General features: G+C 54.9%; 9 protein-coding genes and 2 pseudogenes. 10 read left to right on the forward strand and 1 reads right to left on the reverse strand.

Features of this window, described 5'->3' with window-relative positions:
• The first annotated feature begins 33 nt into the window (after nt 1-33).
• The 3 genes and pseudogenes from RJD28_09280 (at nt 34) to RJD28_09290 (ending at nt 4,206) form a co-directional block, all read left to right on the forward strand.
• On the forward strand, nt 34-1,059 hold the full coding sequence (locus tag RJD28_09280; GenBank protein ID WNV56562.1) for a branched-chain amino acid aminotransferase: 1,026 nt from the start codon (nt 34-36) through the stop codon (nt 1,057-1,059).
• A 123-nt stretch (nt 1,060-1,182) separates the two neighbouring features.
• Nucleotides 1,183-3,308, forward strand: a pseudogene (gene glgX, locus RJD28_09285) (glycogen debranching protein GlgX).
• Nucleotides 3,309-3,330: 22 nt separating this feature from the next.
• Nucleotides 3,331-4,206, forward strand: coding sequence for a methionyl aminopeptidase (locus RJD28_09290; protein ID WNV56563.1), 876 nt, complete (start codon nt 3,331-3,333; stop codon nt 4,204-4,206).
• On the opposite strand, the gene RJD28_09295 is transcribed toward RJD28_09290, so the two are convergent.
• The gene (locus tag RJD28_09295; GenBank protein ID WNV56564.1) at nt 4,196-4,753 is read right to left on the reverse strand and encodes a TetR/AcrR family transcriptional regulator; all 558 of its coding nucleotides are present in this window, start codon (nt 4,751-4,753) and stop codon (nt 4,196-4,198) included. The genes RJD28_09290 and RJD28_09295 overlap by 11 nt on opposite strands.
• Nucleotides 4,754-5,018: 265 nt before the next feature.
• Here RJD28_09295 and RJD28_09300 point away from each other — a divergent pair, with 265 nt between their 5' ends.
• The 7 genes and pseudogenes from RJD28_09300 (at nt 5,019) to folD (ending at nt 13,986) form a co-directional block, all read left to right on the forward strand.
• Nucleotides 5,019-5,885 carry a DegV family protein gene (locus RJD28_09300; protein ID WNV56565.1) on the forward strand — a complete coding sequence of 289 codons (867 nt, stop codon included), beginning with the start codon at nt 5,019-5,021 and terminating at the stop codon, nt 5,883-5,885.
• A gap of 90 nt (nt 5,886-5,975) precedes the next feature.
• Nucleotides 5,976-6,476, forward strand: a complete 501-nt coding sequence (ilvN, locus tag RJD28_09305) for an acetolactate synthase small subunit (protein ID WNV56566.1) — start codon at nt 5,976-5,978, stop codon at nt 6,474-6,476.
• Between the two features lie 125 nt (nt 6,477-6,601).
• Nucleotides 6,602-7,618: a ketol-acid reductoisomerase gene (gene ilvC, locus RJD28_09310; protein ID WNV56567.1), complete on the forward strand. Its 1,017-nt coding sequence runs from the start codon at nt 6,602-6,604 to the stop codon at nt 7,616-7,618.
• Between the two features lie 164 nt (nt 7,619-7,782).
• A pseudogene (locus RJD28_09315) lies at nt 7,783-8,443 on the forward strand (ATP-dependent Clp protease proteolytic subunit).
• A 92-nt stretch (nt 8,444-8,535) separates the two neighbouring features.
• Nucleotides 8,536-11,352, forward strand: a complete 2,817-nt coding sequence (locus tag RJD28_09320) for a DNA translocase FtsK (protein ID WNV56568.1) — start codon at nt 8,536-8,538, stop codon at nt 11,350-11,352.
• Nucleotides 11,353-11,378: 26 nt separating this feature from the next.
• Nucleotides 11,379-13,049 carry a formate--tetrahydrofolate ligase gene (locus tag RJD28_09325; GenBank protein ID WNV59588.1) on the forward strand — a complete coding sequence of 557 codons (1,671 nt, stop codon included), beginning with the start codon at nt 11,379-11,381 and terminating at the stop codon, nt 13,047-13,049.
• A 94-nt stretch (nt 13,050-13,143) separates the two neighbouring features.
• Nucleotides 13,144-13,986, forward strand: a complete 843-nt coding sequence (gene folD / locus RJD28_09330) for a bifunctional methylenetetrahydrofolate dehydrogenase/methenyltetrahydrofolate cyclohydrolase FolD (protein ID WNV56569.1) — start codon at nt 13,144-13,146, stop codon at nt 13,984-13,986.
• Nucleotides 13,987-14,016 lie beyond the last annotated feature (30 nt).

The raw sequence follows: 14,016 nt of genomic DNA on the forward strand, positions 1-14,016 counted from the left end.
ACTGCTTTCCGGCAGCCGGATAGGAGAATCATTATGGAAAAGAAGAATATCGACTGGGGCAACCTTGGTTTCGGTTACATCCAGACAGACAAGAGATACGTTTCCAACTACAAGAACGGAGCATGGGATGAGGGCGGCCTCACAGAGGAAGCCAACATTGTGATGAGTGAGTGCGCAGGTGTCCTGCAGTATGCACAGACCTGTTTTGAGGGCCTGAAGGCATACACCACAGAGGATGGACACATTGTAACTTTCCGTCCTGACCTGAACGGTGCCCGTATGGAGGATTCTGCAAGAAGGCTTGAGATGCCGGTATTCCCCAAAGAGCGTTTTGTGAAGGCCGTAGAGCAGGTGGTTGCTGCCAATGCAGCATATGTACCGCCGTACGGATCAGGCGCTACTTTATATATCCGCCCTTACATGTTCGGTATCGGACCGGTCATCGGCGTAAAACCGTCTGATGAGTACCAGTTCCGTATGTTTGCAACACCGGTTGGCCCTTACTTCAAGGGCGGCGCACATCCGCTGACGCTGTGTGTCAGCGATTTCGACCGTGCAGCACCGCACGGCACCGGTGATATCAAGGCCGGCCTGAACTATGCCATGAGCTTACATGCCATCGTAACCGCCCATGCCAATGGCTTTGATGAGAACATTTACCTGGATGCTGCCACCAGAACAAAGATCGAGGAGACCGGCGGCGCCAACATCCTGTTTGTAACCAAGGACAACAAGGTGGTGATTCCGAAGTCCACCAGCATCCTGCCGTCCGTTACCCGTCGTTCTCTGGCATATGTTGCCAAGGAATATCTGGGATTGGAGGTAGAGGAGAGAGAGGTTTATTTCTCTGAGGTGAAGGATTTCGCAGAGTGTGGTCTGTGCGGAACCGCAGCTGTCATCTCCCCTGTGGGCAAGATTGTTGACCACGGCAAGGAGATCTGCCTGCCCAGCGGCATGAACGAGATGGGCCCTGTGACGAAGAAGCTGTATGAGACACTGACAGGTATCCAGATGGGACGTATTGAGGCACCGGAAGGCTGGATCCATGTCATCGAATAATGGCGCGTGTGAATGGTAAATAAGTGACTGTTTTGAGAGGGTGCCCCGAAAGGAAATACTTTTGGGACACCTTCTTTTGATGATTGAGTATCAAGTCTCAATAAAAGAAAGGAGGCGGCATGGATGGGAAAACAAAGTCAGATCCCCGTAGCCGAGGAAGAACTGCTCTTAAAACCCCTGGATACATCCGCGGGCTTTCCGGTGCGTCCGGGGTTTTTATGACCGGAACGGAGCCACGGCGCTCAACGGCGCGGTGAATTTTACCGTGCACTCCCATGGAGCCACCTCCTGTGAACTGCTGTTATATCACCGGGAGGAGCAGGAGCCCTATGCCCGGATCCCCTTCCCGGAAAAATACCGGATCGGCCATGTGTTTTCCATGATCGTGTTCGGTCTGGACATCGGGGATTTTGAATATGCCTATTGTCTGGACGGCCCCTGGGATCCGGCAAAGGGGCTGCTGTTTGACAAGAACCGGCCATTACTGGATCCCTATGCCAAGGCGGTGACGGGGCAGAGCGTCTGGGGGGAGCAGCGCCGCAGGGGACGGCCTGTTCCGGGCCCGGGTGGTGAAGAATAATTTTGACTGGGGCAATGAGCCGCCGGTGCATCACGCTATGCAGGATCTGATCATCTACGAGCTGCATGTGCGGGGCTTTACAAAGCATCCCTCCTCCGGGGTGGCCCATCCGGGCACCTTTGCGGGTTTAAAAGAGAAGATTCCCTATCTGCAGGAGCTGGGGGTCAATGCAGTGGAGCTGATGCCGGTGTTTGAATTTGACGAAACCATGGACGCCAGAGAGGTGGACGGGCAGAAGCTGTTCAATTACTGGGGCTACAGCACCGTCAGCTTTTTTGCGCCCAATACCAGCTATGCGGCGGCCAATGAGTACAACCGGGAAGGAACGGAACTGAAGGAGCTGATCCGGGCGCTGGCAGATGCGGGCATCGAGGTCATTCTGGACGTGGTGTTCAACCATACGGCGGAGGGCAATGAGAACGGCCCCTTCATTTCCTTTAAAGGCTTTGACAATAACATTTATTATATGCTGACGCCGGATGGCAGATATTACAATTTCAGCGGCTGCGGCAACACGGTGAACTGCAATCACCCGCTGGTGCAGGAGATGATCGTGGAATGCCTGCGCTACTGGGTGACTGATTACCGGGTGTCCGGTTTCCGGTTTGATCTGGCCAGCATTCTGGGCCGGAGTGAGGACGGCTCCCCACAGCCCAACGCGCCGCTGCTGAAACGGCTGGCTTTTGATCCCATTCTGGGCAACACGAAGCTCATTGCGGAGGCCTGGGATGCTGGCGGCCTGTATCAGGTGGGGACATTTCCTGCCTGGAACCGGTGGGCGGAGTGGAATGGAAAATATCGGGATACCATGCGGGATTTCCTGAAAGGGGATTACTGGGAGGCGCCGGAGGCGGCCAGACGGCTCATCGGTTCGCCAGATCTGTACCGGAAAAATTATAACGGCTATCATTCTTCGGTGAATTTTCTCACCTGCCATGACGGCTTTTGCCTGCGGGATCTGTACAGCTATCAGACAAAGCACAATGAGGCCAATGGCTGGGACAATACCGACGGGGCTGACGACAACCGCAGCTGGAACTGCGGGGTAGAAGGGCCCACCGACGATCCCAAGGTGAACGCCCTGCGGCTGCGGCTCATGAAAAATGCGGCAGTGACTCTTCTCATGAGCCGGGGCACGCCCATGTTTCTGGCCGGGGACGAGTTTGGCAACACCCAGAAGGGCAACAACAATGCCTACTGCCAGGACAGTGATATTTCCTGGCTGGACTGGTCAGAGCTGCCCCGGTGGCAGCCGCTGTATGACTGCTTCCAGCAGGCGATCGCCCTGCGGAAGGCCCATCCGGCTATCCGGGGGGATCTGAAGCCTGCGTTTCCGGGATTTCCGGCGGTGAGTGTGCACACGGAGGTGCCCTGGCCCCGGGAGATCACGGCGGATACGAAGGTATTGACTGTGCTGTATGCAGGCATGGATGAGACTGCGGAAGAGTGCCGGGAGGATCTGGTCTGCTTTGTGATGAACGTATACTGGGAAAACCGGACCGTCTGTCTGCCCGGGCTCCCATTTGGTTATGGCTGGCGCTGTGCTCTGTACACGGGAGATAACGAACAGCCTGCAGCGGAGGCGGATGACGCCTTTCGGATGGAAGCCCGGTCTGTGGCCGTATTTGAGGGCATGATGCGGCGGCAGGCAGACGAAAACAATAAATGAAAAGACTGAGAGGGAAGAAATCATGTTCAAGAAACTGGAACGCAACGATCCCTGCTGGTGCGGAAGCGGCAGGAAGTACAAGAAATGCCACGAGGCTTTTGATGAGAAGATCCGCAAAATCCAGGAGGAGGGCCATATCGTACCGGGCCATGAGCTGATCAAGACACCGGAGCAGATCGCGGCCATCCGGGAGAGTTGCGCCATCAACATCGCCGTGCTGGATTATGTGGCGGAGCATATCCAGGCCGGCATCAGCACCGAGCAGATCGACCAGTGGGTGTATCAGATCACAACAGAGCGGGGCGGCATCCCGGCACCGCTGAATTACGAGGGATTTCCCAAGAGCGTATGCACGTCCATCAATGAGGAGGTGTGCCACGGCATCCCGTCCCCGGATCGGATCCTGCAGGAGGGGGACATCATCAATGTGGATGTGTCCACCATTTATAAGGGATATTTCTCCGATTCTTCCCGCATGTTTATCATCGGGCAGACCGATCCCCAGAAGGAAAAGCTGGTGCGCGTGACAAAAGAGTGTGTAGAGCTGGGCCTGGAGCAGGTAAAGCCCTGGAGCTATCTGGGCGATATGGCGGAGGCAGTACAGCGCCATGCAGTGAAAAACGGCTATTCCATCGTGCGGGAGATCGGCGGCCACGGCGTGGGCCTGGAATTCCATGAGGATCCGTGGGTGGGCTATATCGGGAAAAAGGGAACCGGCATGCTGCTGGTGCCCGGTATGATTTTCACCATTGAGCCCATGGTCAATATGGGAAAAGCCGATATTTTCCAGGATGAGGAAAACGGCTGGACGATCTATACAGAAGACGGCAAGCCCTCTGCCCAGTGGGAGATTATGGTACTGGTGACAGAGGACGGCCATGAGGTGCTCAGCTATTAAAAATCTGTCCCACCTGGGCGGAGAGCGCCAGGATCTTTGACAGGTCTTCCGGGTTCTGGTGGCTGGCGATCCACTGCAGGCAGATGAAGATGATGCTGGAGTAGATCTGGGAGACGAAGGCGTCGTCCAGCCCGTATTTGTTCGGGTGCTGCTTTAAGTATGCCATGCAGGGCGGGATCAGCGTCTCATCCAGAAGCTGTCCTACCCGCTGCAGGGAGACGGCGCCGGACAGGAGCAGGCGGAAAAGCCTTGCATTTTCCAGCACGTAGGCGAGGATCTCGTTTGCCAACTCCAGGCGGTAGGAAGTGCCGCCCTCCTCGGAGAAATAAGCTTCCGTGATGCGGGTAAGCTGTTCCCTGACTTCGTCGAACAGCGCGTTCAGCAGCGCATATTTATCCGAATAATGATCATAAAAGGTAGAACGGCTGATGTTCGCCCTGCGGGCAATCTGGCTGACGGTAATGGATTCAAAGGATCGGTTGTCGTCCAGCAGATCCAGCAGGGCGTTTCTGATGTCCCGGCGGGTTTTTATCATTCTCAGGTCCAAAGGTGTATGCCTCCTTGCTTTTTCGGGGATATTACTCCCGTTAAGTATATGTGAAGATTTGGGGAAAGTAAAGAAGATATCATACAAAAACAATAAAAATGTAGGGTAACCTACAGGTGCGGTTTTTTTGATGCTTGCCCGAAAAAAATCATCTGTTTATAATTAACAAATAATAACAGATACCAAGGTCGAAAAGCCTACACACATGGCACGGAACAATCCAACGGTATCTGAATGAAAAAAGATAGAAAAAGGATGTTGAAAAATGGGAAAGATTGCAGTGATGACGGACAGCAACAGCGGCCTGACACCGGAGGAAGCCGGGCAGATGGGCGCATTTCTGGTACCCATGCCGTTTTATTTAAACGATGAAGTGTTTTACGAGAATGAGACGATCAGCAGAGACCGTTTTTTTGAAGCCCAGGCACAGGATGTGGAGATCCATACGTCCCAGCCGGTGGTGGGCGATCTGCTGGACCGGTGGAATGCGGTGCTAAAAGACTATGACGGCCTGATCTATATCCCCATGTCCAGCGGTTTAAGCGGCAGCTGTGCCTCGGCGGCAGCACTGGCGGAGGATTATGACGGGAAAGTGGTGGTGGTGAACAACCAGCGGATTTCCGTCACCCAGAAACAGGCTGTCCGGGATGCGGTGCGGCTGGCCGAAGAGGGACATTCCATGGAGGAGATCCACCGGTATCTGATGGACACCAAATTTGACAGCACCATTTATATCACTGTGGATACGCTGAAATATCTGAAAAAGGGCGGTCGTGTGACGGCGGCAGGCGCAGCTATCGGCACGGTGCTGAACATCAAGCCGGTACTGACGATCCAGGGGGAGAAGCTGGACGCCTTTGCCAAGGCCAGAGGGATGAAAGCGGCCAAAAAACGGATGATCGCAGCCATGGATGAGGAGCTGGCAGATCGTTTTTCTGATATTCCGGCAGAAGAACTGAAGCTGGGTGCGGCCTACACCTGTGATGAAGAGACGGCAAATGCGTGGAAAAAGACGCTGGAGGAACACTTCGGGAAACCCTGCGAGATGGATCCACTGCCTTTGAGCATCGCCTGCCATACCGGCCCGGGAGCCATTGCGGCGGGATTTGTACGGGTATACCCGGGAGAATGATTATTGACAATCGAGGCAAACCTTGCTATGATAAAAAACGATAAATCGACAGCTGAGGAAACAGGTGTCGAAGTTGAAGGGGTAGATTTCATGGCAAAAAGAGTTCTGTCTCTGCTTGTAGATAACACATCCGGTGTACTGAGCCGTATTTCCGGACTTTTCAGCCGCAGAGGATATAACATTGACAGCATTACCGCAGGCGTGACGGCCGATCCCAGATTTACACGGATCACCATTGTGACCAGCGGAGACCAATACATTCTGGAACAGATTGAGAAGCAGGTGTCCAAGCTTGTGGACGTGCGCAGCGTCCGTGCCCTGGATCCGGAGGAGTCCGTATACCGGGAGCTTGTGATGATTAAGCTGAAGGTGTCCGAGACAGACCGCCCGGTGATCCTTTCCGTGGCCAATATTTTCCGCGCGAAGATCGTGGATGTGGCACCGGATTCCCTGATCATTGAGCTGACCGGCGACCAGAGCAAGGTAGATGCCTTTATCAGCCTGCTGGACAAATACGAGATCGTGGAGCTGGCGCGCACAGGTATCACCGCACTTTCCAGAGGTATGAAGGGTGTCCAGTTCTTTGACTGATCTGAATGACCGGAGAGACGGACGGTGGATCATCCATCGTATGCTAGAGGTATCCCGCGGGAGTTCCTGCAGTTCATACCTTTAACTATATAAACTTTTCTAAACGAACTGAGGAGGAATCAGAAATGGCAAAAATTTATTACCAGGAAGACTGTAACCTTTCCTATCTGGAAGGCAAGACCATCGCAGTCATCGGATACGGCAGCCAGGGTCATGCACATGCCCTGAATGCAAAGGAGTCCGGATGCCATGTAATTATCGGTCTTTACAAGGGAAGCAAATCCTGGGCAAAGGCAGAGGCACAGGGATTTGAGGTATATACAGCTGCAGAGGCTGCAAAGAAAGCAGATATCATCATGATCCTGATCAATGATGAGCTGCAGGCAAAGCTTTACAAGAACGACATCGAGCCCAACCTGGAAGAGGGCAACATGCTCATGTTCGCTCACGGCTTCAACATTCACTTCGGACAGATCGTTCCGCCGAAGAACGTTGACGTTACCATGATCGCTCCCAAGGCTCCCGGCCACACCGTAAGAAGTGAGTACCAGGCTGGCAAGGGCACACCGTGCCTGATCGCTGTTGAGCAGGATTACACAGGCAAGGCAAAAGACATCGCACTGGCTTACGGCCTGGCAATCGGCGGCGCAAGAGCAGGCGTGCTGGAGACCACCTTCCGTACCGAGACCGAGACAGACCTGTTCGGTGAGCAGGCAGTTCTTTGCGGCGGTGTTTGCGCACTGATGCAGGCAGGCTTCGAGACACTGGTTGAGGCTGGCTATGACCCGAGAAATGCATACTTCGAGTGCATCCATGAGATGAAGCTGATCGTAGACCTGATCTACCAGAGTGGATTCAAGGGCATGCGTTACTCCATCTCCAATACTGCTGAGTATGGCGATTACATCACAGGACCGAAGATCATCACAGAGGAGACCAAGAAGACCATGAAGAAGATCCTGAAGGATATCCAGGATGGTACCTTCGCAAAAGACTTCCTTCTGGATATGTCTGAGGCAGGCGGACAGGCTCACTTCCGTGCAATGAGAAAGCTTGCAGCTGAGCATCCGTCAGAGATCGTTGGTGAGGAGATCCGTAAGCTGTACAGCTGGAACGGCGAGGATAAGCTGATCAACAACTAATTGAAAAACAGGCCGGAGACGGCAATGAGGGGCAGAATACCTTTGTATTCTGTCCCTTTTCAGATTCCATGCTGTATGTTGCATGCCTGTATGTGACAGTTTGCTTTGTAAATGCATGCCGGGTCTGTTTCCTTGGCATACTATCCTCAAAAAGGAGGACTGTCATGAATACAGAAAAGCAGGAAGAAGTGAAAGAAAACGGCCAGGTGACGCTGCGGGAAAACGGTTCCCACATTCATCTGCTGTCCATCATCGGGGAGATCGAGGGGCATGAGTGCGCCCCGGCCTCTGCCAAGACGACAAAATACGAGCATGTGCTGCCCCAGCTGGCGGCCATTGAGGATGACCCGGACATCGAAGGGCTGCTTATCCTCATCAACACCGTGGGTGGGGATATTTCCGCGGGGCTGGCGCTGGCAGAGATGATCGCATCCTTAAGCTGTCCCACGGTGTCTCTCGTGCTGGGCGACAGCCATTCCATCGGCGTGCCCCTGGCGGTATCCACCGATTATTCCCCTTATTGTGCCCACCGGCACCATGATCATCCATCCCGTGCGCATGACCGGCATGGTCATCGGGGCACCCCAGACATATGATTATTTCAAACTGATGCAGGAGCGCATCCTGTCTTTTATCGCCGGGCACTGCCGGACGCCCAAGGAGAAGCTGGAGGCCATGATGCTGAACACCGGCATGCTGACCAAGGATCTGGGCACCATTCTGGTGGGGGCAGAGGCGGTGGAGCAGGGGCTCATCGACCAGGTGGGCGGCATCGACCGGGCGTTTGAAAAATTGCATGCGCTTATTGATAAACAAAAAAATTAATGACAGAACCCAAAGCTGATGTTATAATGTTTAATGAAATTTTGCCCTCTGCCTGAGGGCATATTTATCATGATAGCATTGGAGGTCCTAGAATGCCTGCATCGGCAAAGGGAAAGACAGCAACGAGAAAATCAACAGCAAAGAATACAAAGAGAAATTCTTCCAATAAGAACACGACAACCAGAAAATCATCCGCAGGCAGAGCCTCTTCGAACAGAAGAAAGCGGAACACGAAGAAGGAGGAAAGCTTTTTAAAGAGCGAGATCATTACCCTGGTGACGCTGGCCATCAGCGTGGTCCTTCTGCTGAGCTGCTTTGGGGTGGGCGGATACGTGGGAAAATATGTGGCGGACGCTTTGTTTGGTGTCTTCGGGACACTGGCCTACGTGTTCCCCCTTGTCCTTTTTGTGGGAACGGCCTTTCACATGTCCAACCGGGGCAATCCGGCGGCAGCTCTGAAGCTGGCAGCCGGGATCTTGGCTTTCACTCTGGTGGATTCCCTGATCCAGCTGCTGGCGGCAGATAAGGCAGCGGCGGGGATGATCGGCTATTATGCCTACGGCGCCGCAAGACATATCAGCGGCGGCTGGTTGGGCGGTGTGATCACCGGAGCACTGTATCCGGCCCTTGGCATGGCAGGCCAGCTGATCGTTACCCTTATTCTGCTCATCATCTGTGCCGTGGTCATCACCGAGCGTTCCTTTGTGGGACAGGTACAGAAGAGCGGCCGGAAGGTGGCTGACCGGGCCAGAGAGGATGCCGAGCGCAGAAGAGAGCACGCCCAGATGGTACGGGAAGAGCGGGAGAGAGAGCGTGCCTTGCGCATGGATCACAAGGTAACCGGTGTGGCCATGGAGGATATCCAGCTGGAGCCCCGTCCGGAGAGCGCAGACGTGCACGAAGTGGGACGCTTTGGCCGGAAGAAGAAAGACGTACAGACGCAGGAACAGCCCCTGCAGGCACGGGAGCCGGAGGAAAATGCTTCCACAGCGGAGGCCGATGTTTCCCGGGCTGCACAGAAGCAGGATACAAGAGAAGAAGACAGTGCATCGGATTTCCCCAGAGGAAAGGATGCCTTTACGATCACCGGTATCCGTATGAAGGAGGAGCCGGAGGAGGCACCGGTTCATGCAGCCTTTGGCGGTCTCACCGGGGAGATGCAGGAGCGGGTGGCACCGGATATCCCGGCCCGGGCCGGATCCGGCAGCCAAAGGGATGCCGGCAGTGTTGCGATGCCGACAGATGGTGCAGAAACTGACGTTTATGGAGAGGACGCTTTTGACGCAGGTCGCGGGGAGAGCGAACCTGCCAGACGGGAGCCTGCCCGTCACACACCGGCATCCGGCAGCAAGGTCGGTGCAGCTGATGATGGAAAGCCGGTGACAGCAGAGGACATTGACCAGGAGATCCAGCAGAAGGAAGAGACGGATCCCCTGAAGGAATACCATTTCCCGCCCCTGGATCTTTTGAAAAAGGGCAAGGCTACCGGCGGCAACACCGAGGAGCAGCTGCGGGAGACGGCGGCCAAGCTGCGGGACACGTTGCACAATTTCGGTGTCAACGTGACCATCACCAATGTGAGCTGTGGCCCGGCGGTGACCCGGTATGAACTGCAGCCGGAGCAGGGCGTGAAGGTGAGCAAGATCGTGGGCCTGTCGGATGACATCAAGCTGAATCTGGCGGCGGCAGATATCCGTATCGAAGCACCGATCCCCGGCAAGGCGGCTGTGGGCATTGAGGTGCCCAACAAGACCAACAGTGCCGTGATGCTCCGGGATCTGCTGGAGAGCAAGGAGTTCCAGAACCATCCGTCCCGGATCGCCTTTGCAGCCGGAAAGGACATTGCAGGCCAGGTGGTGGTGACAGATATCGCCAAGATGCCGCACCTGCTCATTGCGGGCGCTACCGGTTCCGGTAAATCCGTCTGCATCAACACGATCATCATGAGCATCCTCTATAAGGCCAAGCCGGATGAGGTGAAGCTTATCATGATAGACCCCAAGGTGGTGGAGCTGTCCGTATACAACGGCATTCCCCATCTGTACATACCTGTCGTGACCGATCCGAAGAAGGCTGCAGGCGCCCTGAACTGGGCCGTGGCGGAGATGATGGACCGGTATCAGAAGTTTGCGGAGAGCGGTGTCCGGGATCTGAAGGGCTACAACGAGAAAGTGGAGGGTCTGAAAGATATCGAGAGCGACACCAAGCCCACCAAACTGCCGGAGATCGTTATCATCGTGGACGAGCTGGCTGACCTGATGATGGTGGCTCCCGGTGAGGTGGAGGATGCCATCTGCCGTCTGGCACAGCTGGCCAGAGCTGCGGGCATTCATCTGATCATTGCGACCCAGCGTCCTTCGGTAAATGTCATTACCGGACTGATCAAGGCCAATATGCCTTCCAGAATTGCTTTTTCCGTGTCCTCGGGAGTTGACTCCCGGACCATTCTTGATATGAACGGCGCAGAGAAGCTGCTGGGAAAAGGAGATATGCTCTTTTATCCCCAGGGTTACCAGAAACCGGCCCGTGTACAGGGTGCTTTTGTATCCGACGAGGAGGTGGCGGCAGTCGTAAATTTCCTGGCCAGACAGCAGTCCGCAGTGTCCTACAACCAGGCCATTGAGGAGCGCATGAATGCGGTACAGGATGCAGGCGCAGGCCAGACGGCAGGAGGCAGCGGCCCGGAAAGGGACGCTTACTTCGTGGAAGCCGGGAAGTTCATCATTGAGAAGGACAAGGCGTCCATCGGTATGCTGCAGCGCTGGTTCAAGATCGGTTTTAACCGGGCGGCAAGAATTATGGATCAGCTGGCGGAAGCCGGTGTCGTGGGCGAGGAAGAAGGAACAAAACCGCGGAAGGTTCTCATGAGCATGGAAGAATTTGAACAGTACGTGGACGAATATGTATAAAAAATAAGAGGCGGAGGAGACGAATGATGAAGACAGATATTGAAATCGCACAGGAAGCGGTCATGAAGCCAATCACAGAAGTAGCGGCAGCACTGGATATTACCCAGGATGAATTGGAACTTTACGGCAAATATAAGGCAAAACTGTCCTCTGAGCTGTGGGAGAAGATCAAAGACCGGAAAGACGGAAAACTGGTTCTTGTCACGGCCATCAACCCCACACCGGCGGGAGAAGGTAAGACGACCACCACGGTGGGCCTGGGGGAAGCCATGGCCAAGCTTGGCAAAAAGGCAGTCATCGCCCTTCGGGAGCCTTCTCTTGGGCCGTGCTTCGGCATCAAAGGCGGCGCAGCCGGCGGCGGTTACGCCCAGGTTGTTCCCATGGAAGATTTAAATCTGCATTTTACCGGTGATTTTCATGCCATCACCTCTGCCAACAATCTGCTGGCTGCGTTACTGGACAACCACATTCAGCAGGGCAATGCGTTAAATATTGATACGAGACAGATCGTCTGGAAACGTTGTCTGGACATGAATGACCGCGTTCTTCGAAATATCGTGGTTGGTCTGGGCAGCAAGATGGACGGCTTTGTCCGGGAGGATCATTTTGTCATTACGGTGGCATCGGAGATCATGGCGATCCTCTGTCTTGCCAACGATATGAAGGATCTGAAAGAGCGTCTGGGCAAGATCATCGTTGCCTACAACATGGACGGAGATCCGGTGACTGCGGCAGATCTGCACGCGGTAGGCTCCATGGCAGCCCTTCTGAAGGATGCCTTAAAGCCCAATATGATCCAGACACTGGAGCATACGCCTGCGCTTGTCCACGGCGGCCCCTTCGCCAATATTGCACACGGCTGCAACAGTGTACAGGCGACAAAGATGGCACTGAAAATGGCAGATATCGCCATCACGGAGGCTGGATTCGGCGCCGATCTGGGCGCAGAGAAGTTCTTTGATATCAAATGCCGGATGGCAGGCCTGCATCCGGATGCGGCAGTGCTGGTGGCAACCGTGCGTGCACTGAAATACAACGGCGGTGTGGCAAAGGCTGATCTGGCAGCGCCCAATCTGGAGGCTGTGAAGAAGGGCATCTGCAATCTGGAGAAGCATATCGAAAATCTGCAGAAGTACGGCGTACCGGTGGTGGTGACGCTGAACGCTTTTGTGACCGATACCGAGGAAGAGGTGGCATACATCCGCAGCTTCTGTGAGGCGCGCGGCTGTGCTTTCGCCCTGTCTGAGGTATGGGCAAAGGGCGGCGAAGGCGGTAAGGCACTGGCAGAGAAGGTCATCGAGACACTGGAGACAAAGACCTCTTCCTTCCATCCCATTTATGAGGATGACTGCAGCCTGAAGGATAAGATCGAGACGGTGGCAAAAGAAATCTACGGCGCAGACGGTGTGACCTATGCCCCTGCTGCACAGAAGATGTTAAAGAAGATTGAAGATATGGGATTCGGTCATCTGCCGGTATGCATGGCCAAGACCCAGTATTCCCTGTCCGATGACGCCTCCAGGCTGGGACGGCCGGAGGGCTTCACCGTAAATGTCCGGGAAGTATATGTATCCGCAGGCGCAGGCTTTGTGGTAGCTATCACCGGCGCCATCATGACCATGCCGGGACTTCCCAAGGTGCCTGCAGCCAACGGCATTGATGTGAGCGAGGACGGTGTGATCACAGGATTGTTCTAAAAAATGACAGACGGCAGTGTCTGGAAGTATCCGGGCATTGCCGGGTATGATACAGATTCGACGGAAATCAGAAGACAGACAGGAGATGACAGCATTGGCACAGATCATTGACGGAAAACAGATCTCAGCGCAGATCAAAGAGGAATTAAGGGAAGAAGCTGCGGCTTACAAAGCCCGTGGCATTGAGGCCGCTCTGGCCGTGATTCAGGTAGGGGAAGATCCGGCTTCCTCCATTTATGTGAGAAACAAGAAAAAGGCCTGTGCGTATGTGGGCGTTCGTTCAGAATCCTATGAGCTGCCCCGGGAGACGACCCAGGAGGCGCTGCTGGCACTGATCGAAGAGTTGAATGGCCGGGCGGACATCCAGGGCATTCTCGTCCAGCTGCCGCTGCCGTCCCATATCGATGAGGACGCGGTGATCCGGGCCATCGCTCCGGAGAAGGATGTGGACGGCTTTCACCCGGAGAGCGTAGGCAGAATGTGCATCGGCGAACAGGGGTATCTTCCCTGCACTCCGGCGGGTATCATTCAGCTGCTGAAACGCTCCGGTGTTTCTATCGAGGGAAAAGAGTGCGTTGTGGTGGGCCGCAGTAACATTGTGGGCAAACCCATGGCGCTGCTGATGCTGCGGGAAAATGCCACGGTGACCATCACCCATTCCCGGACGAAGGATCTGCGGGAGGTGTGCCGCCGGGCAGATATTCTCATCGTTGCCATCGGCAAGCCCCGGTTTATCACGAAGGAATACGTGAAAGAGGGCGCCGTGGTCATCGACGTGGGTATCCACCGGGATGAGAACAACAAGATGTGCGGTGACGTGGATTTTGCAGATGTGGAGCCGGTGGCAGGTGCCATCACCCCGGTGCCGGGCGGCGTGGGGCCGATGACCATTGCCATGCTCATGAACAACTGCCTGGAAGCCATCCGAAACCGGTAACAGGCAGCATATCGAAGACGAACAACTGAC

This window comes from Oscillospiraceae bacterium NTUH-002-81 (genome assembly GCA_032620915.1).
In the GTDB taxonomy this organism is placed as follows: domain Bacteria; phylum Bacillota; class Clostridia; order Lachnospirales; family Lachnospiraceae; genus JAGTTR01.